Here is a 25,613-nt window from a genome sequence, read left to right as displayed (position 1 = left end):
CACACCGGCATCCCATCCCCTGCTGCGTCACAGCGAGCGGGTCCGCGCGGACGTCGAGCGAGGGAACCGCGATGCCCCGAATGCCCGGATCCACGCTGTGAGGCCGATCACATAACGTCACCCGTTCGTTCTACGGCTTGCCACGTTCGCGACCACTTCGTTACCGTCAGCTGGTCGAAGTAACGATGAGGTCACGAAACGGAGGATGGCGATGCGCCGAGGCAGCTCGTTTGCCGACAGCCACGCCCACCGCCCCGACTCGGCGTCCGACGACTGGAATGCCTGGGACGCAACCGTGGACTTCCGCAACACCGGCCCTCTCGCCGAGCCGACCGACTGGTCCGGGCCCGATCTCGACGGCACCCCCGACCTCGACGACACCGATGTGACCGCTCCCGCCTCGCGCGGTGGAGCCCATCGCCTCCCCACTCCTCCCACGGCCCTCAAGGGCCGCGCCGCCGTCTTCGCGGTCGCCGCCGGTGCCGTGGTCGCCGCGGGGCAGACCGCCGGCAACGGCCCCGAGAAGGCCGAGCACGCCGAGGTCGCCCTTGCAGCCGACCGGTCCGACTCCTCGGTGATCGCCGCGACCGCGGTCCCGCAGGCCGCCCAGTTCACGTCGACCGCCGACGCCGAACCGTCGCAGGCCCCGCAGGTCCTCAACATCGCCGATCCGAACGACCTGTCGCAGTTCTCCAACCTGCTGGCCAAGGGTCAGCGGTTCAGCGAGGAACGCGCCGCCCGGGAGGCCGCGGCCCGCCGGCCGCTGTTCGTGCTCCCCGTCAGCGGCACCTTCACCTCCACCTACGGTTCGCGCTGGGGCACCATCCACGGCGGCATCGACATCGCCGCCCCGATCGGCACCCCGATCTTCGCGGTCGCCGACGGCGAGGTCATCGACTCCGGTCCGGCCTCCGGCTTCGGAATGTGGGTCCGCCTGCTGCACGCCGACGGCACCATCACCGTCTACGGCCACATCGACCAGTCGCTGGTCACCGTGGGCCAGAAGGTCATGGCCGGCGACCAGATCGCCACCGTGGGCAACCGTGGCTTCTCCACCGGCCCGCACCTGCACTTCGAGGTCCACCTCAACGGCCTCGACAAGATCGATCCCGTGCCGTGGCTCGCCACCCGCGGCATCGCCCTCGGTATCCTCAGCGACTGACCGGGGTCCACCGCCCCTTCCGCGGAGCCCGCCGCATCCTCCGGAGCGGACCCGCCCCGGGCGCATCCTCCTACAGCTTGACCATCGGCACACCGCCGACGAGCATCAAGCGCACCTTGCCCGCGCTGCCGAAGTCGATGACGACGGTCGCCGTGGGTCCCGACCCCCGCGTCTCGAGCACCGTGCCCAGCCCGTACTTGTCGTGGCTGACACGATCGCCGACGGCGAGGACCAGCTGGTTGCCACGACCGCGGGCCGCACCGAATCCGGACGGACCCGACGCACCGCGCCGCTCGCCCGCACCGAACCGCGAACCCGTCCCGGCACCGATCGCCCCACCCCGCGCGGGGGCCGGCTCCGTGCGGCGCCAGTCGAGAAGATGTTGCGGAATCTCTTGCAGGAAGCGTGATTCCGGGTTCGTCATGGGCTGACCCCAGGACGAGCGCAGCACCGCGCGCGTCACGTAGAGACGGCGACGGGCGCGGGTGATCCCCACATAGGCAAGCCGTCGTTCCTCGGACAGCTCGGCCGGATCACCGAGGGCGCGCATGTGCGGGAACTGCCCGTCCTCCCAACCGGTGACGAACACGACCGGGAACTCGAGGCCCTTCGCCGTGTGCAGCGTCATGAGGGTGACCACCCCGGCCTCGTTCTCGGGGATCTGGTCGGCGTCCGCGACCAGCGAGACCTTCTCGAGGAACGCCGCGAGCGATCCCGGCTCCGGATCGCCCTCCTCGCGCTCGTCGTCGACGAATCCCGCGGCGTTGCGCACATCGGCGCTGAATTCCCGTGCGACGCTGACGAGTTCATTGAGGTTGTCCAGCCGGGCGCCGTCCTGCGGGTCGTCGCTCGCCGACAGTTCGGCGCGGTATCCGGTGCGGTCGAGGACGGCCTCGACCACGTCGCCGATGTCCGCGACGTCGTTGCCGTCGGCGTCGTTGACGACCAGCATCGACCGCAGATCGTCGAGCATCTCGACGAAACCGGCAATCGCCTTCTGCGCCCGCGTGTTCAGCAGCGCGACCTGTCCGGCCGCCGCGTCGAGGAGCGCCTGGCCGAAGCTCACGCCGAGCCGCTCGGCGTGCACCGCGACGCACGCCTCCGCCCGGTCGCCGATACCGCGACGCGGGGTGTTGAGGATGCGACGCAGGCTCACGGTGTCGTCGGGATTGTCGAGCACCTTCAGGTAGGCGACGACGTCGCGCACCTCCTTGCGCTCGTAGAACCGCACCCCACCGACGACCTTGTAGGGCACACCGTGCCGGATGAAGACGTCCTCGAAGGCGCGGGAGGCGTTGTTGGTGCGGTAGAAGACCGCGATGTCCGAATAGGTGACCTCACCGGTGTCGACGAGCCGGTCGATCTCGGCGGCGACGAACCGTGCCTCGTCGTGCTCGTTGTCGGCGACGTAACCGGTGATGAGCTCGCCCTCACCGGAATCCGTCCACAGCCGCTTCTCGCGACGGCCGGCGTTGCGGGAGATGACGGCGTTGGCCGCGGACAGGATGTTCTGGGTCGAGCGGTAGTTCTGCTCGAGCAGGATGGTGCGGGCCTGCGGGTAGTCGCGCTCGAATTCCTCGATGTTGCGGATCGTGGCGCCGCGGAAGGCGTAGATCGACTGGTCGGCGTCGCCCACCACGCACAGTTCGCTCGGTTCGACGGCGGACTCCTCGTCGGGGTCGCCGACCAGGGTGCGCACCAGCACGTACTGGGCGTGGTTGGTGTCCTGGTACTCGTCGACGAGCACGTGCCGGAAGCGGCGGCGGTAGTACTCGGCGACCTGCGGGTGGTTCTGCAGCAGCTCCACCGTCTCGCCGATGAGGTCGTCGAAGTCGAAGGCGTTCGCGGCCCGCAGCCGCTGCTGGTAGTGGGCGTAGACGCGGGCGACGACCCGGCCGAGCTCGGTCGCGGCGGGATCGGTCTCCGCGTCGTGCGCGGCCTCCTCCGGCCCGATCAGCTCGTTCTTGAGGTTCGAGATCTGCGTCGACAGCAGCCGCGCCGAGTACTTCTTGGAGTCGAGTTCGAGGTCCTTCGCGATCATCGTCAGCAGCCGGCGCGAGTCGTCGGCGTCGTAGATCGTGAAGTTGGAGTTCATTCCCTGCAGCAGGCCCGCCTGAGCACGCAGGATGCGCACGCAGCTCGAATGGAAGGTCGACACCCACATCGCGTTGGCGCGCGGGCCGACGAGCCCGGCCACGCGTTCGCGCATCTCGGCGGCGGCCTTGTTCGTGAAGGTGATGGCGAGGATCTGCCCGGGCAGCACCCCGCGCTCGGCGAGCAGGTAGGCGATGCGGCGGGTGAGCACGGCGGTCTTGCCGGAGCCGGCGCCCGCCACGATGAGCAGGGGCGACCCCTCGTGGACGACTGCCTCCCGCTGCTGTGGATTGAGCCCCTCGAGGAGGGCATCCGATCCGGGATGGGAACGATCGAGCGCGACGGGAGTGTTCATCGTTCTACCAACCTACCGGACCGGCCGGACAGCGAAACCCCTCGACATACCACGCGGTGGGGCAGGGCGGGTGGCAGCGCGTTCCGGCCCGGTGGCAAACTGGACGCCATGTCTTCTGTCCTTCGCCGGCTCGGACCTCACCCGGAGTGCCGCTGCCGTTTTCCGGCCGCCGCCACCTTCCGATTCCGGTAAACGGCACCTCATCCGTGAGCAATACTTCAGAGCAGATGCGAGGAGACGACATGAGCACCAATACCGACGCTTCCGTGCCCGGCAACCCGGTCGAGGACGCGATCCCCACCCAGGCCGAGATCGAGGAGCTCCGCAAGGAGATCGACCGGCTCGATGCGGAGATCCTCGCAGCGGTCAAGCGCCGCACCGAGGTGTCCCGTCTGATCGGCCGCACCCGCATGGCCTCCGGTGGTCCCCGTCTCGTGCACAGCCGCGAGATGAAGGTGCTCGAGCGCTTCAGCGAACTCGGCCAGGAAGGCCACACCCTGGCGATGCTGCTGCTCCGCCTCGGGCGTGGCCGTCTCGGCTACTGATCTCCACCCTGCTGCAGGGCGGTACCACTGAGCCCTACTGCAGGGCGATGTACTTGGTCTCGAGGTACTCCTCGATGCCCTCGGTCCCGCCCTCGCGTCCGATCCCGGAATCCTTGATGCCGCCGAAGGGTGCCGCCACATCGGAGACCACCCCGCGGTTGACGCCGACGATCCCCGATTCCAGGTCGTGTGAGACGCGCAGTGCCCGGTCGAGGTCGCGGGTGAAGATGTAGGCGGCCAGGCCGTAGCGGGTGTCGTTGGCCGCGGCCAGGCCCTCCTCCTCGGTGTCGAAGCCGGTCACCGCCGCCACCGGACCGAAAATCTCCTCCTTCAGCACACGGGCCTCGGCGGGCACGTCGTCGAGGACCGTGGCCGGATAGAACCAGCCCGGGCCGTCCGGGACCGCACCGCCGAGCCGCACGGTCGCACCGGCCGAGACCGCGTCCTCCACGAGTTCGACGACGGTGTTGCGCTGCTTCTCGTTGATCAGCGGCCCGAGCGTGGACTCCGGGTCGGTGCCCGGCCCCAGCTTGTACGCCTTCATGCGCTCGACGAGCCTGTCGACGAACTCGGCGCGGACCGGGTTCGCGACGTGGAAGCGGTTCGCCGCGGTGCACGCCTCTCCCCCGTTGCGCAATTTCGCGGCGACGGCCTGCTCGACCGCCCGGTCCAGGTCGGCATCCTCGAACACGACGAACGGGGCGTTGCCACCGAGTTCGAGAGAGGTGCGCAGCAGCGACCGTCCCGCCTTCTCGGCGAGGGTGCGGCCGACCTCGGTGGAGCCGGTGAAGGTGAGCTTGCGCAGCCGCGGATCCTCGAGCAGCGGACCGGTCACCTCGCTCGCGTGCGAGCTGGGCAGCACCGACAGCACACCGGCGGGCAGCCCCGCCTCCTCGAACATCCGGGCGAGCAGCAGCAGTGTCAGGGGTGTCTCGGAGGCCGGCTTGACGATGATCGTGCAGCCGGCGGCTAGCGCGGGACCGATCTTGCGGGTGCCCATCGCGAGGGGGAAGTTCCACGGGGTGATCGCCAGGCACGGCCCGACGGGCTGCTTGGTGACGAGCACCCGTCCGGTGCCGGCGGGAGCCGGGGTATAGCGGCCGGCGATGCGGACGGCCTCCTCGGAGAACCACCGCAGGAACTCGGCGCCGTAGGTCACCTCGGACCTGCTCTCCGGGAGGGCCTTACCCATCTCGAGCGTCATCAGGAGGGCGAGATCGTCGGCGCGGTCGACGATCTTCTGCCAGACCGCGCGCAGCAGTTCGGCGCGTTCGCGCGGCGGGGTAGCGGCCCATTCGGGACCGGCCGCGACGGCTGCATCGAGGGCACGCACGGCATCGCCGGGGCCGGCGTCGGCCACACGGGCGAGTTCCTCGCCGGTCGCAGGATCGTGGACTGCGAAGGTTGCTCCGTTCTCGGCGGCGGTCCATTTGCCGCCGAGGAACAGATCGGTGGGTACGGACCGGATCAGTTCTGCAGTGTCCATGTGCCCATCATGCGCGTCACGAGTCGTTGCCGCGGGGAACCCGGCGATCCCCATCCCGGCGCACTACTGTCATCCACATGATCGACACAACCGCAACGGCAGCGTGGCAGGAGCTGGTGACCCACTGCGAGGAGATCTCGTCGGTGTCCCTGCGGGAGTTGTTCGAGATCGAACCCCGGCGGGCACAGGCATTGACCGTCCCCGCCGGTGATCTGGTGGTCGACTTCGCCAAACAGCGCCTCACCGCGCGCACGCTCGACCTCCTCCTGCAGCTGGCCGAGCAGACGGGTGTGGCGCGGGCGCGGGCGGCGATGCTCTCGGGTGAGCACATCAACGTCACCGAGGACCGGGCGGTGCTGCACACCGCCCTGCGGCTGCCGCGTGACTCCGAGCTGGTGGTCGACGGGGTGGAGGTGGTCGCGCAGGTCCACGCCGTGCTCGACCGGATGGGTGAGTTCACCGACCGGGTCCGCTCCGGTGCGTGGCGCGGCGCCACCGGCGAGAAGATCACCACGGTGGTCAACATCGGTATCGGCGGCTCGGATCTGGGACCGGCGATGGCCACCCGCGCCCTGCGCCGTTTCTGCGACGGCCCCCAGGTGCGGTTCGTCTCCAACGTCGACCCGGCGGATCTGACCGCGGCGCTGGCGGATCTGGACCCGGCCACCACCGTGTTCGTCGTCGCCTCGAAAACCTTCTCCACCCTCGAGACCCTGTCGAACGCGACCGCGGCGCGCCGCTGGCTCGTCGACGCCCTGGGCGAGGACGCCGTCGCCGCGCATTTCGTGGCGGTGTCCACCGACACCGACCGCGTCCGCGCGTTCGGGATCGACCCGGCGCACATGTTCGAGTTCTGGGACTGGGTCGGCGGGCGTTATTCGGTGGGGTCGGCGATCGGCCTGTCGGTGATGTGCGCGATCGGCCGCGAGCGGTTCGGGCAGTTCCTCGCCGGCATGCACGCCATCGACACCCACTTCGCCACCGCCGAGCCGGCCCGCAATGCGCCGCTGCTCGCCGGGCTGATCGGGGTGTGGAACGCGAGCCTGCTCGGGTACCGCTCCCGCGCGGTGGTGCCCTACAGTCAGGATCTGGGCCGGTTGCCGGCCTATCTGCAGCAGCTGACCATGGAATCGAACGGCAAGTCCGTGCGGGCCGACGGCACCGCGGTCTCGTGCCCGACCGGGGAGGTGTTCTGGGGTGAGCCGGGCACGAACGGTCAGCACGCCTTCTTCCAGTTGCTGCATCAGGGCACCGAGGTGGTGCCGGTCGATTTCCTCGGTTTCGCCCGCGCCGGCGAGGGGCAGGATCTGCCCGCCCGCGACGGGGACGTGACGATGCAGCAGTTGCTGCTGGCGAACATGTTCGCCCAGGCCAAAGTGTTGGCGTTCGGGCGGGACGCCGGTGAGGTGCGCGGCGACGGTACCGCCGAGGAGTTGGTGGCGCACAAGGTGATGCCCGGGGATCGACCGTCGACGACGATCCTGGCGCCGGAGCTGACCCCGTCGGTGCTCGGGCAGATCATCGCCTTCTACGAACACCAGACCTTTGTCCAGGGGGTGGTGTGGGGGATCGATTCGTTCGATCAGTGGGGGGTCGAGCTCGGCAAGGCCCAGGCCACCGCCCTGCAGGCGGTCCTGGCCGGGGACGCCACCCCGGATACCGGGGATGCGTCCACCGACCGGCTGATCACCACCTACCGCACCCTGCGCGACAAGCGGTAGGGCGACACGCGGTAGGGCTCAAGCCGCCTTCGGATCGGACCACGCCGCGGTGGTCCGGACCCGGCCGTGCGAGTCGACGAGACGCGCCGCGAGGTCGTACTGCTCGAGCCAGGACACCGCCCCGATCCCCCGGTGCAGTGCCGTCCGGGCGGCGGCGTCGGCCCAGACGGCGTCGTCGGCGATGACGGTGACGATGCGCCAGCGATCCTCCGGATCGTCGACGCCGCCGGTGTGCGACGCCATCGCGTGCCCCGTGGGCAGTTCGACGAAGCCCCGGTCCGGCAGCGGCACCTGCCAGCCGCCCGCCGGGCAGTGCCCGGCGGTGGCGGTGACCGAGTCGACGCGCACGAGGACGCCGCATTCGAGGGTGCGCGCGGCCAGCCTCGCGGCGTGGTCGGCGGTGTCGGACGAGATCGTCCCGCCGAGGTCGATGCTCACCCCGAAGGGTGCGCGGACGGTGTCGCCGTCGAGATGGATGTCCAGATAGGTCGGAATCGGGTGGATCGGCGGGACGGACTCGACGTCCAGCGAGGCATCGTCGGAGTCGACGGGGGTGACGGTCCCGCCGGTCAGGCGGGCCGCCCGCAGCGCAGAGCGGATCATCGACGCCAGCCGCGGGCCGAGAGGCACCGGGGTGCCCTGCGCGAGGTTGACGCCGTGGATCTCGGCGTTGCCGTTGCGACTGTCGGCCGCGGCCACGGACTCGGCGACGACGCCGCGCACGATCATCCGGGCGCGGTGCAGCGCCGAGGGCTCTGTGACGGCGAGAGCGATCTGCCGATCCCACTCCCACCATTCGTTGCTACCGATCATGACGGGCCTGCCCGTGCTCGATTCGCCGGATGACCTTCCCCAGTATGCCCGGGGTCCGCGGACATGCGAACCGAGCGCGGCCCGGGACACCTCAGATACGGGACAGAACGGCAGTGGTGTCCACTCCTGTGGGCAGTGTGCCCATCGCGATTCCCCAGTCGTCGTCGAGACGGCTCGCGCAGAACGCGTCGGCGACGGCCGGATGCCCGTGCCGCACCAGCTGGGCGCCCTGCAGGACGAGCGCCATGAGTTCGACGACGCGGCGTGCGCGGTACTCGACGTTCTCGAGGTCGGCCAGCTCCTTGCCCACCCGGGAGATCGCGGAATCGAGCCGGTGGTCGGCGCCCTCGGCGAGCCGGACCTCGGTGAAGAAGGCATCGAGGGTGTCGGGCTGCTTGACCATTGCGCGCAGCGCGTCGAGGGCCGCGACGTTGCCGGACCCCTCCCAGATGGACATCAGCGGCGACTCCCGGTACAGCCGGGGCATGCCGGACTCCTCGGCGAAGCCGTTGCCGCCGAGGCATTCGAGGGCTTCGGCGGCGACCGCGGGTGCCCGCTTGCACACCCAGTACTTGGTGACGGCCAGGGCGATGCGTCGGAGGGCTGCCTCCTGCTCGTCGCCGGCGGCGCGGTCGGTGGCCCCGGCGAGCCGCATCATCATGGTGGTCGCGGCGTCGGATTCGACGACGAGATCGGCGAGCACGTTGCGCATGAGCGGCTGGTCGACGAGCAACGCGCCGAACGCCTTCCGGTGCCGGGCGTGGTGCACCGCCCGCAGGGTCGCGACCCGCATGTTCACCGCGGAGCCGATGACGCAGTCGAGGCGGGTCATGTTCACCATCTCGATGATGGTGTTGATGCCGCGGCCCTCCGGCCCGACGAGCCAGCCGATCGCGTTCTCGTACTCGATCTCCGACGAGGCGTTCGACTTGTTGCCGAGCTTGTCCTTCAGCCGCTGGATGCGGATCGGGTTGCGGGTGCCGTCCGGCAGCACCCGCGGCAGCAGGAAGCAGGACGGTCCGTGTTCGGTCTTCGCGAGGGTGAGGAACAGGTCGGACATCGGGGCCGAGGTGAACCACTTGTGCCCGACGATCGTGTAGGAGCCGTCGGCGTTGAGGGTCGCGGTGGTGGTGTTGGCGCGGACGTCGGAACCGCCCTGCTTCTCGGTCATCGACATGCCGGCGATGAGACCGCGTTTGGTGGACGGTTCGCGCAGCCCGAAGTCGTAGTGCGGTGCGGCGAGCAGCGGTTCGTACTTCGCGGCGAGTTCGGCGTCGTGGCGCAGCGCGGGGACCGCCGCGTAGGTCATCGAGATCGGGCACATGTGCCCGGCGTCGGTGTGTCCCCACACGTAGAACTTGGCGGCGCGGGCGACGTGCGCGCCGGGACGCGGATCGCGCCAGGGCGCGGCGTGCAGGCCGTGCTCGACGGCGACGGTCATCAGGTCGTGCCAGTGCGGGTGGAACTCGACCTCGTCGATGCGGTGACCGTAGCGGTCGTGGGTGTGCAGGACGGGCGGGTACTCGTTGGCGAGACGGCCCCAGTCCTGGGCCCGGGTGGTGCCGGCGAGGGCGCCGAGTTCGCGGACCTCGTCCTCGGCCCAGCTCGCGCCTTCGCGGCGCAGTCCTTCGAGCAGGGCCGCATCGTCGGCGGCCTGGTAGGGCTCGAGGTCCGGCGCCTGGTTGAACACTTCGTGGGTGGCGGGGAAATTCACGGCTTCACTCCTGACAGGATGTCGTTCCGGAAGGCAGGTGCCCCGCCGCTCGCAGGGCGAGAACGACGAGATCGGGGACGGTGGACCCGGCCGCACCGTCGCGAAGGCGGCCGGTGAGGACCTCACCGACCGCCCCGACGAGGGAAGCGGCGGTGAGATCGACGTCCTGGCACGGGAATTCGCCGTTGTCGATGCCGTGACGCAGCGCCGACGCGAAGGCCCCGGCGAAGGCGCGGCGCAGCACGAGGCGTTCGGCGTCGACGGCGGCGTCGACAGGTTCGGCGAGCAGGGCGTAGGCGAGGGTGGGATTGCGCAGGGCGCGCCGCGCGAAGGTCTCGACCACCGCGGTCACCCGCTGCACTCCGGATCCGTGTGCGGCCGCGGCCGTGACCGCCTCGACCTCGCGGGTGCACAGTTCCCGGAAGATCCGCACCATCAGGTCGGACTTGTCGGCGTAGTGGCGGTAGACGCTGCCCGTCGCGACGCCCGCCCGGTCGGCGACCGCGGCGACGGACAGGGCGCGGTATCCGCCCTCGGTCAGCATGGAGACCGCCGCAGCGGCGATCGCCTCGCGCTGGGCGTCGAGCCGTTCCTGTACGGCGGGGGTGCGTCGGTACGCCACATCAAGGATTGAACCGTGATTCAGTGCTTCGGTCAACGGTCGGCGCTACCGTCGGAGCCGTGAACCGATTGAGCGTCGTGGACGAGATGTTCCTCCACCGCCACAAAGGCGGCGGCCTGCCGTCGGTGATGCAGGGCCTGTGGCGCACCGACGACACGGTCGACGCGACGCTGCTGCTCTCCTTGCACGACGTCCTGTCGGAAGGCCCCCTCGGCCGCCGCGTCGTCCGGTCCCGCGTGCCGGGAGCACGACCGCGTTTCGAACCGAGCACACACGTGTACCCGCTGCGCTATCCCCCGGCCCCCATCGACGACGCCGACCTGCTCGCCTGGGCCGACGAACGCGCGGACGTGAACGTCGACCCCGAGCTCGGGCCCGGCTGGTGTCTCGCCGCCACGCATCTGAAGAGCGGTGGCACCGCGGTCTCGCTGGTCTGCTCGCACGTGCTCACCGATGCCCGCGGTTTCGTCGCCGCGGTCGCCGACGCCCTCGCCGACCGTCCCCGCCGGCCGGAACCCCACCACGCCTCCGATCTGCGCGACGCCCTGCAGTTGATCGGCCGGGTCGGCAAGGGGCTGCGCGGGGTCCGCTACACCCGCCGCACCGAGACCCGGCCCACCCCGCACCCGGTGCACGAGCGGCCCCGCACCGCGATCGTCGACGTCGACGCCACGGCGTGGACCGCGGCCGCCACGGCGGCGGAGAGCACCCCGAACTCGCTGCTGCTCGCGGTGAGCGCCGGGGTGGCGCGCCGCAGCGGACTGAAGGGTCCGCTGAGCATCTCGATCCCCGTCGACGAGCGCGAGGGCGACACCGTCTCCAACGGTGTGGCGATGGTCGGCGTCACCGTCGACGAGGACGACGATGTCTCCGCGATCCACGCCAAGGCCCTCCACTCCTACCGGCAGCCCCGCGAGGGAGCACCCCACGGCATCCCGGCGGAGATCCTGCAGCTGATGCCCGACCGGCTCGCGGCCCGCGCGGCCCGGGGTGCCGGTGAGCGGGACCTGTTGTGCTCGAACATCGGTCGCGTTCCCCCCGAGCTCGCCAATCTCGGGCCGCACCGCACCGCCGGGCTCGCGATGCGTGCGATGCACCCGGGTCTCGAGCAGCGGCACGCCGCGACCGCGACCCGCCTGTCGGTCTACTCCTGCCACAGCGCCGAGCGCTGCACCCTCTCGTTCGTCGCCCTCGACGACGAGCGGTTCCCGGATGCGGCGACGCTGCGCCGGTACATCGACGCCGAACTCGCCGATCGCGGCCTGACGGGACGGCACTGGTGACCGGCGAACGCCGCTGCTCGTGACCCGCGGTCACGTACAGTCGCCCTCATGACGGCAGAGACCCTCGTCACATATGCGGACGGCACGGTACGCGGCACCCGGCTCGGCGACCTGGTCGCCTGGCGCGGCATCCCCTACGCTGCTCCCCCGGTCGGCCCGCTGCGCCTGCGCGCCCCGCAGCCGGTGGAGCCGTGGACCGGGGTGCGCGACGCGACCCGCTTCGGCAACGCGGCCTCCCAGCACCCCCGTTACGCGGCGACCGGGCGCAGAGGGGTGCGGGTGCGCCCCGACGAGGACTGCCTGACCCTCAACGTGCTCACCCCCGCCGGCCGGACGCACACCCCCCGGCCGGTGATGGTCTTCATCCACGGCGGTGCCTTCACCCTCGGCACCAGCGCGTTGTCGCTGTACGGGGGCGAGTCGCTCGTGCGCCGCGGCGACGTCGTGTACGTCTCGATCAACTACCGCCTCGGCGCGCTCGGTTATCTCGACTTCGGCGCCTTCTCCACCGACGACGTGCGGTTCGACTCGAATCTCGGTCTGCGCGACCAGGTGGCCGCGCTCGAATGGGTGCAGCGCAACATCGCGGCCTTCGGCGGCGACCCCGAGAAGGTGACGATCTTCGGTGAGTCCGCCGGCGGGACGTCGGTGACGACGCTGCTCGCCACGCCCGCGGCCCGCGGCCTGTTCTCCGCCGCGATCGCGCAGAGCCCGGCCCCGAACCTGGTGGTCACCGCCGACCGGTCGGCCGAATGGGGACGTGCCTTCGTCGAACTGCTCGGCGCCGACCCGGAGTCCGCGGCGCGGGCCCTGCACGAGGCGACCCCCGCCGAGCTGGGGCGGGTGGGTTCCCGGCTGGGGGCGCAGGTGCTGCGCGCGACCCCCGGTCTGCATCCCTTCGGTCCGGTCGTCGACGGTGAGTTCGTGCCGATGCAACCGCAGGAGGCCTTCGAGACGGGCGCGGCGCATCCGGTGCCGCTGGTGATCGGCACCAACGACCGCGAAGGAGCGCTGTTCCCGAAGTTCCTCGACGGGCTGCCCACGAGTCCCGACCGGATCGACGCGTTGTTCGCGGCCACCGATCCGGACGCGAAGGACCGCGTCACGGCAGCCTATCCGGGTTATCCGGCCGAGCGGGCCGCGATCGATCTCGGCGGCGATCTCACCTTCTGGTATCCCTCGCTGCAGATCGCGCAGGCCCACGCGCGGTTCGCACCGACCTTCATGTACCGCTTCGACTTCGCGCCGCGTCTGCTGCGCCTGACGGGTTTCGACGCCACCCACGCGGTGGAGTTGTTCGCGGTGTTCGACCAGTCCGGCACCCCGCTCGGCCGCGCGCTCACCGGGCTCGGCGGCCGCCGCGATCTGCGCGCCGTGGCCTCGGCGATGCAGCGGCACTGGCTGCACGTCGCCCACCGTGCGGAGCCGCTGCCCTCGTGGCCGGCCTACGACGAGAAGGACCGCGCGACAATGGTGTTCGACACGGTGACGCGGGTGGAGCACGATCCGCGACGTGAGCGGCGGCTGGCCTGGGAGGGCTACCGCGGATACGCGACCGGCACCCGGGTCGGATGAACCGGCGCTACCGCTGCACCGGAGTCACTTGGCGACCGTCAGCAGGAACGCGACGTCCTCGATGGCGCTGACGCTGTGCCGGACGGCGGGGATGACGATGAGATCGCCCGCCGAGCCCTTCCACACGTCGTTGCCGGCGACCAGCTGGAGCTGACCGGACAGCACCTGGATGGTGGCCTCCCCCGGGCTGTCGTGCTCGCCGAGTTCGTGCCCGGCGAGCAGGGCCACGACGGTCTGCCGCAGATGCCTGGTGTGCCCACCGAACACCGTCTGCGAACTGCGTCCGCTGCTCGACGTCGCCGCGAGCTTGAGTTGCTGTCGCGCCAGCGCGGTCAACGAAAGCTTGTCCATGTACCGCAGTATGGCCCACGGGAGGACTTACGGAGTCAGGTTCGCGCGTACCGCAGGAAACGGAATCGGGTTCCGCTGGTGGACTCGGTCCACGCCCCTTCGTCCTCCACCCGCCACTCGGATCCGATCCGCGGAGCGTGCGCGTCGCCGTCGATGTCCAGGTCGATCTCGGTGACGAGCAGCCGGGTGGCGTGCGGCAGCGCCGCCGCGTAGATCTGGGCGCCGCCCATCACCACGACCTCGCCGCCCTCGCCGCGCGCGAGGTCGAGTGCCTCGTCGATGCTCGTCGCGATGGTCGCACCCTCGGCCGACCACGCCGGGTCGCGGGTGACGACGATGTTGCGCCGGCCGGGCAGCGGCCGGAACCGCGGCGGCAGCGAATCCCAGGTGAGCCGGCCCATGATCACGGGGCGGCCCAGGGTGACCTGTTTGAAGTAGGCCATGTCCTCGGGCACGCGCCACGGGATCGCGCCGTCCTTGCCGATCACCCCGTCCCGGGCCTGCGCCCAGACGAGCGTGACGTCCCCCATCAGACGGCCACCGGCGCCTTGATCGCCGGGTGATGCCGGTAGCCGACCACCTCGACGTCCTCGTAGCGATAGTCGAAGATCGAGTCGCGCGGGTGCAGCTTCAGCGTCGGGTAGGGATAGGGCTCGCGGGTGAGCTGCTCGGTGACCTGCTCGATGTGGTTCGAGTAGATGTGGCAGTCACCGCCGGTCCAGATGAACTCGCCGGGCGCGAGACCGGTCTGCTGGGCAACCATGTGGGTGAGCAGCGCGTAGCTGGCGATGTTGAACGGCACGCCGAGGAACATGTCGGCGCTGCGCTGGTAGAGCTGGCAGCTGAGCCTGCCGTCGGCCACGTAGAACTGGAAGAAGGCGTGGCACGGCATGAGCGCCATCCGGTCGAGCTCGGCGACGTTCCACGCCGACACGAGGATGCGCCGCGAGTCGGGGTCGGTGCGCAGGGTCTCGATCACCTGGCCGATCTGGTCGATGTGCTGCCCGTCGGGGGTCGGCCACGAGCGCCACTGCACGCCGTAGACGGGCCCGAGGTCGCCGTCCGGTCCGGCCCACTCGTCCCAGATGGTCACGCCGTGGTCCTGCAGCCACTTGACGTTGGAGTCGCCGCGCAGGAACCACAGCAGCTCGTAGACGATGGACTTCAGGTGCACCTTCTTGGTGGTGATCAGCGGGAAGCCCTCGGACAGGTCGAAGCGCATCTGGTGGCCGAACAGGCTCCGCGTGCCCGTCCCGGTGCGGTCGGCCTTCTCCGCTCCGGTCTCGAGGATCAGGCGCAGGAGGTCTTCGTAGGGCGTCGACACAGTCACGAGCGCAGTCTATCGGGGGCACGAGGGTGTCCGGCGCCACCCGCGAGTCACCCGGCGACCGTAGCCCGGTGTCGCCCGGCGACCGTAGCCCTGTGTCGCCCGGCGACCGTAGCCTTGTCCCCATGCCCGAGCTCCCCGAGGTGGAAGCACTCGCGGTGTTCCTGCGCGAGCACGCGGTCGGCAGCGTGATCGGCCGCATCGACGTCGCGGCCCTGAGCGTGCTGCAGACCGCCGACCCGCCGATCACGGCTCTGCAGGGACGCGACGTCACCGGAGCGGAGCGCTTCGGCAAGTTCCTCGCGATCGAGGCGTCGGGACTGCACCTGGTCACCCATCTGTCGCGCGCGGGCTGGCTGCGCTGGCTCGACGAGCCGTCGCCGGCACCCCCGAAACTGGGCCGCGGTCCGCTGGCGCTGCGGGTGCACCTGTTCGCCCCCGATGCGACGACCCCGGCCTTCGACCTCACCGAGGCCGGTACGAGGAAGCGGCTCGCGGTGTGGGTCGTCGACGATCCGCGGCAGGTGCCCGGCCTCGCCCGGCTCGGGCCCGATGCGCTCGCCCTCACGCGCGACGAGTTCGCGGCGCTGCTGTCCGGTACCTCGTCGCGGCTGAAGACCCTGCTCACCGACCAGCAGGTCCTGGCCGGCATCGGCAACGCCTATTCGGACGAGATCCTGCACGTCGCGCAGCTGTCGCCGTTCGCGACCGCCGGCCGCCTGGACGAGGACGAGGTGACCGCCCTGTTCGGCGCGATGCGGTCGGTGCTCACCGATGCCGTCACCCGCTCGGTCGGGCAGGACGCGGCGCGACTGAAGGGCGAGAAGCGGTCGGGTCTGCGCGTGCACGGGCGCACCGGGCTGCCGTGCCCGGTCTGTGGGGACACCGTCCGCGAGGTCTCCTACAGCGACCGGTCGTTCCAGTACTGCCCCACCTGTCAGACCGGAGGGAAGGTCCTCGCCGACAGGCGGATGTCCCGGCTTCTGAAGTGACGCTCACGGACCCGCCCCGCCTCGCCGTACCAGCGGACCGCGAGCACGACGGCCAGGGCGAGCCCGACCGCGTCTCCGCCGTAGTACATCAGCTGGGCACCGGCCTCGAGGTCGGACGCGTCGAACGTCGTGCCGGGAGGCGCCTGCGCATACAGCGACTTCGCCAGCACCGAATGGGCCGCGCCGGCCAGGAGCAGCACCACCGCCGGATGGACGAGACCGTACCTGCGGCGAAGCGGATCGAGGTGGCAGATCGCGACGGTGAAGAGCATCCCCGCGGCGAAGACGTGCAGGTGGACGACCGTCGCGACGAGCACGTCGTCGTGCATCGCCGCGAACAACGGCGTCCGGTAGAGCACCCACAGCCCACCCATGTCCAGCACGGCCGCGACCGCCGGCCCCGTCAGCAGAGCGGCCGGTCGCGAGTGCAGCACCCTGAGCAGACCGGTGCGGGCGTGCCCCACCGGCACGGTCCTCAGCAGCAGTGTCACCGGGCGGCCCAGCACGACAAGCAGGGGCCCGACCATGCCGACGAGCAGATGTCCGGTCATGTGGGCGGTGAACGGACCACCGGGCAGTGGCGACACCGTCGCGGTGACGAGAGGCAGCACCGCTGCGGCCGCGACGGCACCGGCACCTGCGGTGACACTCGCGTCACGCCACCACGGCCACGCGTCGCCGCGGCGCCGGAGCCGCACGGCCGCTCCGATGTACAGCGCGGCCCCCACCGCCGCCGCGATCGGCACGACGAGGGCGAGTGTGCCCGGTCCCGTGTGCATCGCATGCTCGTGCACCGTGCTCCTATCCGCCCGGAAGCTCGGTGGTCCGGGCGCTCCGCCGCGCCGACCACCACAGGACGGCACCGGCGATCAGGAGGACGGCCGCCGCCCCGAGCCATGCCAGGTCGTAGGGCAGGACGTCGACGTCGTACCGGATCCGATGGACGCGGAACACCTTGTGGTTCACCAGCCCGTCGAACAACTGGAACGCGCCCGCGCCCATGAGCAGCGCTGCCCAGAGGTGCCGTACCGCCAGGGCGTGTCTGCGGTGCACGTCCGCGAGCAACGCGAATCCCGCTACGAGCACGAGCAACTCGGCCGTGTGCAGCAGACCGTCGGACGCGAGTCCGACCGCGGGTGTGGAGCGGTCGTAGAAATGGTGCCAACCGAGGATCTGGTGGAAGACGATCTCGTCGATCGCGGCCACGAACGCCACACCGAGGAGGGCACCACTGATCGCGGAGTGCCGCACCGAGATTCCACCGCGTGTGTCTCCGGGTCGTGTCGCTCCGGTCATCGTTCCCTCACCGTGCCGTCCGAAGGACTCCGCCCTGGGAATACGGGTTGTTCCGGTCGTGCGGCGGGTACCCGAGCAACCATGCTGAGAAACGCACTGTGGGAGGGCCTGATCGCCGGTGCGGCCGGTGTCGCCGCCATGACGGTCGGGGAGAAGATCGAGCAGGCTGTCACCGGGCGACCGAACTCCCATGTGCCGGGCCGCGTACTCGCACGGCTGACGGGCGCGTCCGAATCGGCCGGGCAACACTCGACCACCCTGAACTGGACGATGCACTTCGGACAGGGCATCGCCCTCGGCGTCCTGCGTTCGGTCATGGCCGAGGTCGGTCTGCGGGGACCGCTCGCATCGTCGAAGTTCACCGTCGTCCGCCTCACCAACGACCAGATCCTCGAGAACGCGACCGGCGTGGGAGCCCCGCCGCAGACGTGGCCCCGCTCGGAACTGGCGATCGACGTCCTCCACAAGAGCGTCTACGGCTTCGTCACCGGTGCCGTCGCCGACGCGCTCGCGGCTCGCCGGGGCCTCGGCCCGGGAGGGCGCCACGCCGAACGCGTGCCGGGCCGCCACTCCGATGTCGGTCCCCTACCCCGTGGAAGCGGGTAGAGGGGCGGACGACCGCCGACGACGCGACGGTTACCGTATCGGTGTGAGTGTCGAACCGCTGGACACCGGCATCGTGGCCGGTCACCTGCATCTTCCCGAGGACAGCCCGCGGGGTGCCGTCGCACTGACGCACGGCGCCGGGGGCAACTGCGACGCCCGGATCCTGCAGCTGATGTGCTCCCGGTTCGCCGACGCCGGCTTCCTCGCCCTGCGCTACGACCTGCCGTTCCGCCGGCGCAAGCCCAAGGGACCACCACAGCCGTCCCGCGCCGCGGAGGACCGCGAGGGTGTGGCCGCCGCGGCCGCGGAGCTCCGTGAACGCGTGTCCGGGCCCCTGCTGCTCGGCGGCGTCTCCTACGGTGGCCGGCAGACGTCGATGCTCGCGGCCGACGAACCGGACATCGCCGACGCCCTCGTCCTGCTCTCCTATCCCCTGCACCCGCCGGGGAAGCCGGAGAGGGCCCGCACCGAGCACCTGCCGGAGATCACGGTGCCGACGGTGTTCGTGCACGGCGACCGCGATCCCTTCGGCAGCCCGGACGAGATGCGGCAGGCACTCACGCTCGTGTCCGGCGCCACGACCTTCGTCGAGGTCACCGGCGCCGCCCACGATCTGAGCCGCGCCAAGTCGGATCCGTCGGAGTCCGCCGTGCCCGCCGCTCTCCACCTGCTGGCGGTGAAGTCATGAGCGAGACCCCCGACGTCGCCATCGACACCCTGCTCGCCGAGCTGCGCGACCGCCTGGACGACTCGGTCGACGCCCCCACCACGCTGCGGGGTCTGCTCGAGGCCGTGCTGGTCGTGGGGTCGGGTCTCGAACTCGACTCGATGCTCCAGCGCATCGTCTCCGCTGCGACGGCCCTGCTCGATGCCCGGTACGGCGCCCTCGGTGTGCGCGCCGCCGACGGCGGGCTGTCGGAATTCGTGTACGTCGGGATCAACCCGAAGCAGCGCGAGACGATGGGGCACCTGCCCGAGGGCCGCGGCATCCTGGGCCTGCTCATCAACGATCCGCGGCCGGTCCGGCTCGCCGACCTGTCGAAGCATCCCGCCTCCATCGGGTTCCCGTCGAACCATCCGCCGATGAAGAGCTTCCTCGGAACTCCGATCATGGTGCGCGGCAAGGTGTTCGGGAGCATCTACCTCACCGAGAAGCTGGGCGCTCCGGAGTTCACCGAAGAGGACGAGGTGATCCTCAAGGTCCTCGCCATGTCCGCGGGTGTGGCCGTCGAGAACGCGCGACTGTTCGAGGGATCACTGACCCGCGAACGATGGCTCACCGCAATGGCATCCATCAACTCCCGGTTGCTGATGGGCGGCTCGGTGGACGAGACGCTGTCCATGCTCGTCGGCCAGGTCCGCGAACTCGCCCGCTGCACCGGGGTGTACATCGTGCTCGTCGACGGCACCCACGGCACCCTGCGCGCCGCCTCCCCCGGGACGCCGTACGGCGAGGACGTCCGCATCGACCTCACCGGATCCCCTGTGCTGCAAGCACTCAGAGGGCGTCAGGTGGTGCACCTCGACAGTCTCGAGGGGCTGCCGCCCGTCGGCAACGGCGACGAGGGCCACGCGGTGGTGCTGTCCCTGTCCGCCACCTCGACGGTCACGGGCGTGCTCATCGCGACCCGCGAGGGCGGCTCCGAACCCTGGGACGAGGAGGGCGTGGCCCGCTTCGAGTCGATGGCGAACCTCGCGGCGGTGGCACTCGAATTCGCCGAGCAGCAACGCAAGAAGCGTCTGCTCGACGTGCTCGCCGACCGCGACCGGATCGCACAGGACCTGCACGACAACGTCATCCAGCGCCTGTTCGCCACCGGCATGAGCCTGCAGAGCTGCACGGCCGACGGGGTGAGCGAGGAGCGGCGCGTCGAGCTGGTGCGGCACGCGATCGAGCAGCTCGACCGCACGGTGCGCGAGATCCGCACAACCATCTTCGATCTGCACACCACCGGCGCCGCCGCCTCGAGCAGTCTGCGGCGACGCCTGCTCGACGTCGTCGGCGACCTGAGCGTACACTCGGCGGTCGCACCGAACGTCCAGTTCGCCGGCCCGATCGACACGATGGTGCCGTCCCGCATCCACCCGCACGCGGAAGCCGTGCTGCGCGAAGGGCTGAGCAACGCGCTACGGCACTCGCAGTCCGACAACATCATCGTCGCGGTGTCGGTGCAGGACGACTTCCGGATCGAGATCGTCGACGACGGGAAGGGCATTCCCGACACACCGCGGCGCAGCGGCCTGAACAATCTCGAACGACGCGCACAGCAGTGCGGCGGAACGTTCGAGATCGGTCCCGGCGACGGGTGCGGCACCCGCATCGTGTGGCGGGTGCCGATCTGAGCCGGGCACCGGACCCGGCCCGGCTCCGTCAGGACGGGCTCTGCCCGCGCTCCTTGCGCAGTTCCGTCGCGAGCACCGCGGCCTGGGTGCGGCGCTGCATGCCGAGCTTCGCGAGCAGGCGTGAGACGTAGTTCTTCACGGTCTTCTCGGCGAGGAACAGGCGCTCGGCGATCTCGCGGTTGGTCAGGCCCTCACCGATGAGTTCGAAGACGGCGCGTTCCTGTTCGGAGAGCTCGGCGAGCGGGTCGGCGGTGCGCGAGGCCCGGATACGTTCCATGAGCGCCGCGGTGGCGCGGCTGTCGAGCAGCGATCCACCCTCGCCGACGGTGCGGATCGCGGCGACGAGGTCGGTGCCGAGGATCTGCTTGAGGACGAAGCCGGAGGCGCCGGCCATGATCGCGTCGAACAGCGCCTCGTCGTCGGCGTAGGAGGTGAGCATCAGCGCCCGCAGTTCCGGCAGGCGGGCCCGCAACTCGCGGCACAGTTCCACCCCGTTGCCGTCGGGCAGGCGCACGTCGAGCACGACGACGTCGGCGCCGCTGTCGGGGATGCGGGCCAGCGCCTCGCCCACCGACGCGGCCTCCCCGACCACGGTGAAGTCGGGAACACTGCTCAGCAGATCCACCAGGCCGCGCCGGACGATTTCGTGATCGTCGACGAGAAACACGCGGGGCATCTCAGAACCTTTCGTTGGCAGTCCGTCCCCCGATTGTCCCAGGTGTACCCGGTGGCCCGCGTCTTCGGGGCCGTTCGACACGCAGATCGGGACCTTCTCCCTCTCCCTCGCAGGCGCCGTTCGAGGGAGGCTGATCCAACCATGCCCGACATGTGTGGTGACCGATCAGACGAGGAGGATGCCGTGACCGTCGATGCCGGAACCTGGTCCATCGGTGACACCGAGATCATCGCGCGGGCGATCGTCGAGGCGCCGTCCGTCCACGACACACAGCCGTGGAACCTGCGGCTGCCCGCCCACTCGGCCGAGCTCGAGGAACGCCTCGACTTCGCGGAGCCGGGCCCGGACCCGCTGCGGCCCGACCGGTTGATCTCCTGTGGATGCGCCCTGGCCAATCTCGAACTGGCGATCCGGGTGCTGGGTAACCGGACCCGCACCCACCTGCTGCCCGACCCCAACCGTCCCGAGCTGGTCGCCCGGGTGGAGACGCTCGGGGCGGCCACCCCGGCGAGCCGCGACCTGCGTCTGTACGCGGCGATCTCGCACCGGCGCAGTCATCGGGAGTCGTTCGCCGACATCCCCGTTCCCGCCGAGATGCTCGCCGACATCCAGTCCGCGGCCTGCGAGGTCGAGGGGGTGGGCGTGCGGCTGCTGGCCGTCGACGAGGCCGCCGCCCTGGCCGACGTGCTCGCGTACGCAACGGAGGCGAAGCGGCGCAATCCGCACTACCAGCGCGAGATGTTCTCGTGGACCTCGCACTGGCAGCCGTTCGGCAACAACGAGGTCGTCACCGACTGGGACGCCGCCCTCGACGACCGGGGCGCGGCCGGGAGGGCTATGGTCACCACCGGATCGCTCGACACCGGGGCGCTGGCCGCGGCGATCGCCCGCGAGGCGGTGTTTCTGTTCTCCGCACCGTCGGCATCCACCGAGGAACTGCTGCGGGTCGGGGTCGCCACCCAGCGTGCCTGGCTCGCGGCGGTCGACGCCCGGCTGTCGGCGTCGGTGGTGACCCATCCGCTGCGGGTCGAGGACTCCGCGGTGCGGCTCGCCGAGATGCTCGACCTGCCGGATCTGCCGCAGTTGATCCTGCGCGTGGGTTTCTGAGCACGGGTCCGGCTCCGTCCACCGGAGACACCGCCCCACCGGAAACACCCGTCCACCAGCGACACACGAGAGGAGGTGCGGTGAGCGCACCCACCGAGAACCACGTCGACGACCCGGCCCGGGAGCTGTTCCCCGTCGCTCTGGACCTGGCCCGAGCGGCCAAGTCCGGCAACATCTCCGGCTGGCTGTCCACCCGGTACGAGTTCGGGCACCTGGAGGACATCGCCTTCCTGCTGTCGCAGATGGTGGGTGTCCTCGTCGAGAACGACGCGATCCGGCGAGGTGTGCATCCCGCCGACCGGTGGGCGGAACTGCACGCGCGGGGCGTCGACGAATTCGGCTGACGCCCCGTCGATACCGGCCCGGTGCGGATCGATCGATCCGCACCGGGCCGGTATGTCGGTCCACTCGCACCGGATCGGTGCGTCAGTCCTCCGTCTCCTTCGATCGCACCACCACGACCGGGCAGTCCGCGGTCTGGATCAGCGCGTTGCTCGTCGAACCGAGCAGCAGTCCCTTGAAACCGCCCCGGCCGCGGCTGCCCACGACCAGAAGCTGCGCGCGCTCGGCGAGTTCGCTGAGCACCCGCACCGGGCGGTCGCGTTCGACGACCCGCTCGACCACCACGTCCGGATACCGTTCCTGGTAGCCGGCCAGCCGCTCGGCGAGCACGATCTCCTCGCCGGTCTGGATCCGGCTCCAGTGCGGATCCTCGGGCACCGCCCCGAGCGAGGGCTGCACGCTCACGTCGCTCCACACGTTGACCGCCACGAGGGTGGTGTTCCGGGCCGCCGCCTCCTCGAAGGCGACCTCCACGGCGTCGCGGCACGAGACCGAGCCGTCGACACCGACCACCACGGGTCCCTCCGCCGGGGGCGCACCGTCGAGGGTCCGTCCCCGCACCACGACGACGGGTGCGGCGGAGTGGGACGCGACGGCGGTGGAGACCGATCCGGCCAACAGGCCCTTGACCTCGCCGAGACCCCGCGAGCCCACCACCAGGCGGTCGGCGTGCTCGGCGCGGGCGACGAGGGTCTGCGCGACCTTGCCCTCGAGCTGTTCGGTGACGATCTCGACGGGTCCGTGCCCGTTCTGCTCGTCGACGGCCTGCCGGGCGAGTTCGGCGGCGCCGGCGAGCCGATCGCGGGCGGTCGCCTTCATCTCCTCGTGGAAGCTCTGCGCGAGGTAGGGCTCGGAGTAGTAGAAGGCGGGGATGTGGACGACGGTGACGATGTGCAGCGGCCGGCCACGCAGTGCGGCGGCGCGGGCCGCCCAGATCACCGCTGTGGTGGACGCTTCGGACCCGTCGACGGCCACGACGACCGGGGTGGGTTCACTCATCGCAGACGCAACCTTTCTCGGTGGGTCAGCCGCAGATCCGCCGCAGCTGCTCGATCAGTCGCACACGGCCCGCGGTGTCGGCCGCGAGCGGGGTGACGTTGAGCGTGGTGACGCCGGACTCGGCGAAGGCAGCGACGCGTTCGCGCACGAACCCCTCGGAGCCGATCAGCGACACGGAACGGAGCAGTTCGTCGGGCACCGCCGCGGCCGCCTCCTCCTTCTTCCCCGCCAGGTACAGTTCCTGGATGGTCTCGGCCTCCTTGGCGTAGCCGTACCGGATGGCGAGGTCGTTGTAGAAGTTCTTGCCCTTGGCGCCCATACCGCCGACGTAGAGGGCGACCATCGGGCGCACCCAGTCGAGCATGTGGTCGACGTCGTCGCCGATGGCGAGCGCGGCCTGGGCGTAGATCTGCAGGTCGCCGAGGACGGGATCGCGCTTGGCCTTGCCCTTGGCGAGGGACTCGCCCCACACGTCGGCGGCCTTCTCCGGGTAGTAGAACAGCGGCTGCCAGCCCTCGGCGATCTCGGCGGTCATCTCGACGTTCTTCGGGCCGAGGGAGGCGATGACGATCGGGATGCGTTCGCGCACCGGCCGGTTGATGATCTTCAGCGGCTTGCCCAGGCCCGTGCCCTTATCGGCGGGCAGCGGGATCTGGTAGTACTTGCCCTGGTGGTCGATCTTCTCGCGCCGCCACACCTTCCGGCAGATGTCGACGATCTCGCGGGTGCGCGCGAGCGGGGCGTTGTAGGGCACACCGTGGAAGCCCTCGATGACCTGCGGGCCGGACGCACCGATGCCCAGCACGAAGCGGCCCTCGGAGACGTAGTCCAGGCCGGCGGCGGTCATGGCCGTCAGCGTGGGCGTGCGGGTGAACATCTGGAGGATGCCCGAGGCGAGTTCGACGCGGGTCGTCTTCGCAGCGAGATAGCCCAGCTGGCTGACCGCGTCGAAGGAGTAGGCCTCCGGCACGAACACGATGTCGAGGCCCGCCCGTTCGAGGTCGGCCACCTCCGCGACGGTCTCGGCGAAGCCCCCGCTGTAGTTCAGTCCCATTCCGATGCGCATGCGCCACCTTCGTTCCTGGTGCACCCCCATCGGGGGCGCGCTCGTCCACGTGGCCCGAACACTACCGCCGTCAGGCGGCGTCGGGTCGCACCACCATCACCGGGCAGCGTGCATCGCGCAGCAAGGCGTTGGAGGTGGAGCCGAGGACCAGACCGGTGAAGCCCCCGCGACCGCGGGTGCCGAGCACCACGAGCTGCGCTTTCTCACTCCACTTGTGCAGGCGGGCACGGGGCCCGTCGAGGTAGACCTTGCGGTGCACGGTCACGTCGGGGAAGCGTTCGCCGTAGCCGGCGAGGCACTCGGCGACGAGGGCGTGCTCGTGTTCCTCGAAGGCCTGCGGGTCGAAGTCGAGCGGTGAGTCCTCGAACGCACCGATCCTCAGGTCGCTCCAGACGTGCACGGCGACGAGGTCGACGCCCCGCCAGGCGGCCTCCTCGAAGGCGGCCTCGACGGCCTTGCGGCTGCCGGGGCTGCCGTCGATGCCGACCACCACGGGCCGGTCGTCGGGGACAGGGCTTTCCGGGCCGCGCACGACGACGACGGGACACTCCGCGTGGCCGGCCACCGAGACGGGGGTGGAGCCGAGCAGCGCCTCCCCCAGTTTGCTGGAGCCGGTGGCGCCGAGGACGAGCATCCGGGCGCGGCGCGAGAGTTCGACGAGCCACTTGGCGCTGCCGGTGAGGGCGAGTTCGCGAGTGATCTCGACGTCGGGAGCGACGGCGAGGGCGGTCTCGGCCGCCGCAGTGAGCAGCGCCGTGGCCTCGTCCTCACTCCATTCGAAGACCTGGGAGGGCCGGAAGAAGGGGAGCTTCGTCCATCCGGACGGGGCGAAGTCCACCGCGTGTACGAGGTGCAGATCCAGTCCCCGGCCGGCGGCGGTGGCCGCTGCCCAACGCACGGCGCGCTCGGAGGCGGGTGAACCGTCGACGCCGACCGTCAGGTGGTTGTGGTCGCGGGGTGCTTCACCGAGGGGCTTCACGCCCGTCAGACTAGTGCAATCCCGGCGCCGGATCGGGGATTCGTTTCCGGTTCCCGACCTTCGTCCCACCCGCCGTCGGCCGTCGGACCCACACCACACCGGAGCCGAAGTTCCCGGCGCAGGCCCGCAGGGAACGTCGAGTTACGTTTCCGGGCAACA

General features: G+C 70.6%; 25 protein-coding genes. 11 read left to right on the top strand and 14 right to left on the bottom strand.

Annotated elements, in window-relative coordinates; genetic code table 11:
• The first annotated feature begins 205 nt into the window (after positions 1-205).
• On the top strand, positions 206-1,162 hold the full coding sequence (locus tag OED52_RS04425) for a M23 family metallopeptidase (protein WP_264153474.1): 957 nt from the start codon (positions 206-208) through the stop codon (positions 1,160-1,162).
• 70 nt (positions 1,163-1,232) lie between these two features.
• On the opposite strand, the gene pcrA is transcribed toward OED52_RS04425, so the two are convergent.
• Positions 1,233-3,611 carry a DNA helicase PcrA gene (pcrA, locus tag OED52_RS04420; RefSeq protein ID WP_264153473.1) on the bottom strand — a complete coding sequence of 793 codons (2,379 nt, stop codon included), beginning with the start codon at positions 3,609-3,611 and terminating at the stop codon, positions 1,233-1,235.
• A 242-nt stretch (positions 3,612-3,853) separates the two neighbouring features.
• Here pcrA and OED52_RS04415 point away from each other — a divergent pair, with 242 nt between their 5' ends.
• The gene (locus OED52_RS04415) at positions 3,854-4,156 is read left to right on the top strand and encodes a chorismate mutase (protein WP_264153472.1); all 303 of its coding nucleotides are present in this window, start codon (positions 3,854-3,856) and stop codon (positions 4,154-4,156) included.
• A 34-nt stretch (positions 4,157-4,190) separates the two neighbouring features.
• Here the strand turns inward: OED52_RS04415 and OED52_RS04410 are convergent, their stop codons facing one another.
• Positions 4,191-5,642: an NAD-dependent succinate-semialdehyde dehydrogenase gene (locus tag OED52_RS04410; RefSeq protein ID WP_264153471.1), complete on the bottom strand. Its 1,452-nt coding sequence runs from the start codon at positions 5,640-5,642 to the stop codon at positions 4,191-4,193.
• 77 nt (positions 5,643-5,719) lie between these two features.
• Here OED52_RS04410 and pgi point away from each other — a divergent pair, with 77 nt between their 5' ends.
• Complete coding sequence (gene pgi / locus OED52_RS04405) at positions 5,720-7,363, top strand: glucose-6-phosphate isomerase (protein WP_264153470.1); 1,644 nt, start codon at positions 5,720-5,722, stop codon at positions 7,361-7,363.
• 18 nt (positions 7,364-7,381) lie between these two features.
• Here the strand turns inward: pgi and OED52_RS04400 are convergent, their stop codons facing one another.
• The 3 genes from OED52_RS04400 to OED52_RS04390 all read right to left on the bottom strand — a co-directional run bounded on the left by OED52_RS04400 (position 7,382) and on the right by OED52_RS04390 (position 10,512).
• Complete coding sequence (locus OED52_RS04400) at positions 7,382-8,176, bottom strand: hypothetical protein (protein ID WP_264153469.1); 795 nt, start codon at positions 8,174-8,176, stop codon at positions 7,382-7,384.
• Between the two features lie 91 nt (positions 8,177-8,267).
• Positions 8,268-9,890 carry an acyl-CoA dehydrogenase family protein gene (locus OED52_RS04395; RefSeq protein ID WP_264153468.1) on the bottom strand — a complete coding sequence of 541 codons (1,623 nt, stop codon included), beginning with the start codon at positions 9,888-9,890 and terminating at the stop codon, positions 8,268-8,270.
• A gap of 4 nt (positions 9,891-9,894) precedes the next feature.
• Positions 9,895-10,512: a TetR/AcrR family transcriptional regulator gene (locus OED52_RS04390; protein ID WP_264153467.1), complete on the bottom strand. Its 618-nt coding sequence runs from the start codon at positions 10,510-10,512 to the stop codon at positions 9,895-9,897.
• A 59-nt stretch (positions 10,513-10,571) separates the two neighbouring features.
• Here OED52_RS04390 and OED52_RS04385 point away from each other — a divergent pair, with 59 nt between their 5' ends.
• Together OED52_RS04385 and OED52_RS04380 are read left to right on the top strand one after the other, a co-directional pair.
• Complete coding sequence (locus OED52_RS04385) at positions 10,572-11,795, top strand: hypothetical protein (protein ID WP_264153466.1); 1,224 nt, start codon at positions 10,572-10,574, stop codon at positions 11,793-11,795.
• A 48-nt stretch (positions 11,796-11,843) separates the two neighbouring features.
• Positions 11,844-13,370 carry a carboxylesterase/lipase family protein gene (locus OED52_RS04380; protein WP_264153465.1) on the top strand — a complete coding sequence of 509 codons (1,527 nt, stop codon included), beginning with the start codon at positions 11,844-11,846 and terminating at the stop codon, positions 13,368-13,370.
• A gap of 24 nt (positions 13,371-13,394) precedes the next feature.
• Here the strand turns inward: OED52_RS04380 and OED52_RS04375 are convergent, their stop codons facing one another.
• Genes OED52_RS04375 through OED52_RS04365 form a run of 3 tightly spaced genes read right to left on the bottom strand, consistent with a single transcriptional unit; the run spans position 13,395 to position 15,051 of the window.
• Positions 13,395-13,721, bottom strand: a complete 327-nt coding sequence (locus tag OED52_RS04375) for a cupin domain-containing protein (protein WP_264153464.1) — start codon at positions 13,719-13,721, stop codon at positions 13,395-13,397.
• A 35-nt stretch (positions 13,722-13,756) separates the two neighbouring features.
• Positions 13,757-14,251, bottom strand: a complete 495-nt coding sequence (locus OED52_RS04370; RefSeq protein ID WP_264153463.1) for a dihydrofolate reductase — start codon at positions 14,249-14,251, stop codon at positions 13,757-13,759.
• Positions 14,251-15,051 (bottom strand): thymidylate synthase, encoded by an 801-nt coding sequence (locus OED52_RS04365; protein ID WP_264153462.1) that lies wholly within the window; start codon positions 15,049-15,051, stop codon positions 14,251-14,253. The genes OED52_RS04370 and OED52_RS04365 overlap by 1 nt, the downstream gene beginning before the upstream one ends.
• A 122-nt stretch (positions 15,052-15,173) precedes the next feature.
• Here OED52_RS04365 and OED52_RS04360 point away from each other — a divergent pair, with 122 nt between their 5' ends.
• Positions 15,174-16,040 (top strand): Fpg/Nei family DNA glycosylase, encoded by an 867-nt coding sequence (locus tag OED52_RS04360; protein WP_264153461.1) that lies wholly within the window; start codon positions 15,174-15,176, stop codon positions 16,038-16,040.
• Here the strand turns inward: OED52_RS04360 and OED52_RS04355 are convergent.
• On the bottom strand, positions 15,986-16,834 hold the full coding sequence (locus tag OED52_RS04355) for a cytochrome c oxidase assembly protein (RefSeq protein ID WP_264153460.1): 849 nt from the start codon (positions 16,832-16,834) through the stop codon (positions 15,986-15,988). The genes OED52_RS04360 and OED52_RS04355 overlap by 55 nt on opposite strands.
• Before the next feature lie 7 nt (positions 16,835-16,841).
• A complete protein-coding gene (locus OED52_RS04350; protein ID WP_264153459.1) occupies positions 16,842-17,291 on the bottom strand; it encodes a DUF2243 domain-containing protein in 450 nt (149 codons plus the stop codon).
• A 126-nt stretch (positions 17,292-17,417) separates the two neighbouring features.
• Here OED52_RS04350 and OED52_RS04345 point away from each other — a divergent pair, with 126 nt between their 5' ends.
• The 3 genes from OED52_RS04345 to OED52_RS04335 are packed head-to-tail and all read left to right on the top strand — an operon-like array spanning position 17,418 to position 20,285.
• Positions 17,418-17,942, top strand: coding sequence for a hypothetical protein (locus OED52_RS04345; RefSeq protein ID WP_264153458.1), 525 nt, complete (start codon positions 17,418-17,420; stop codon positions 17,940-17,942).
• 43 nt (positions 17,943-17,985) lie between these two features.
• Positions 17,986-18,630 carry an alpha/beta hydrolase family protein gene (locus OED52_RS04340; RefSeq protein WP_264153457.1) on the top strand — a complete coding sequence of 215 codons (645 nt, stop codon included), beginning with the start codon at positions 17,986-17,988 and terminating at the stop codon, positions 18,628-18,630.
• Positions 18,627-20,285: a sensor histidine kinase gene (locus OED52_RS04335; RefSeq protein ID WP_264153456.1), complete on the top strand. Its 1,659-nt coding sequence runs from the start codon at positions 18,627-18,629 to the stop codon at positions 20,283-20,285. Before OED52_RS04340 ends, OED52_RS04335 begins: the two co-directional genes overlap by 4 nt.
• A gap of 28 nt (positions 20,286-20,313) precedes the next feature.
• Here the strand turns inward: OED52_RS04335 and OED52_RS04330 are convergent, their stop codons facing one another.
• Positions 20,314-20,961: a response regulator gene (locus OED52_RS04330; RefSeq protein ID WP_264153455.1), complete on the bottom strand. Its 648-nt coding sequence runs from the start codon at positions 20,959-20,961 to the stop codon at positions 20,314-20,316.
• A gap of 183 nt (positions 20,962-21,144) precedes the next feature.
• Here OED52_RS04330 and OED52_RS04325 point away from each other — a divergent pair, with 183 nt between their 5' ends.
• Positions 21,145-22,068 carry a nitroreductase family protein gene (locus OED52_RS04325; RefSeq protein ID WP_413247712.1) on the top strand — a complete coding sequence of 308 codons (924 nt, stop codon included), beginning with the start codon at positions 21,145-21,147 and terminating at the stop codon, positions 22,066-22,068.
• Between the two features lie 80 nt (positions 22,069-22,148).
• Positions 22,149-22,412, top strand: a complete 264-nt coding sequence (locus tag OED52_RS04320) for a hypothetical protein (RefSeq protein WP_264153453.1) — start codon at positions 22,149-22,151, stop codon at positions 22,410-22,412.
• 82 nt (positions 22,413-22,494) lie between these two features.
• On the opposite strand, the gene OED52_RS04315 is transcribed toward OED52_RS04320, so the two are convergent.
• From OED52_RS04315 to OED52_RS04305, 3 genes are all read right to left on the bottom strand, one after another.
• A complete protein-coding gene (locus OED52_RS04315; protein WP_264153452.1) occupies positions 22,495-23,409 on the bottom strand; it encodes a universal stress protein in 915 nt (304 codons plus the stop codon).
• 25 nt (positions 23,410-23,434) lie between these two features.
• Positions 23,435-24,475 carry an LLM class F420-dependent oxidoreductase gene (locus OED52_RS04310; protein ID WP_264153451.1) on the bottom strand — a complete coding sequence of 347 codons (1,041 nt, stop codon included), beginning with the start codon at positions 24,473-24,475 and terminating at the stop codon, positions 23,435-23,437.
• Between the two features lie 70 nt (positions 24,476-24,545).
• The gene (locus OED52_RS04305) at positions 24,546-25,454 is read right to left on the bottom strand and encodes a universal stress protein (protein ID WP_264153450.1); all 909 of its coding nucleotides are present in this window, start codon (positions 25,452-25,454) and stop codon (positions 24,546-24,548) included.
• Positions 25,455-25,613 lie beyond the last annotated feature (159 nt).

This window comes from Rhodococcus sp. Z13, from assembly GCF_025837095.1.
Taxonomy (GTDB): Bacteria; Actinomycetota; Actinomycetes; order Mycobacteriales; family Mycobacteriaceae; genus Rhodococcus; species Rhodococcus sacchari.
Note: the sequence above shows the minus strand (reverse complement) of the source record. Positions and strands in the feature narration are given on the sequence as shown.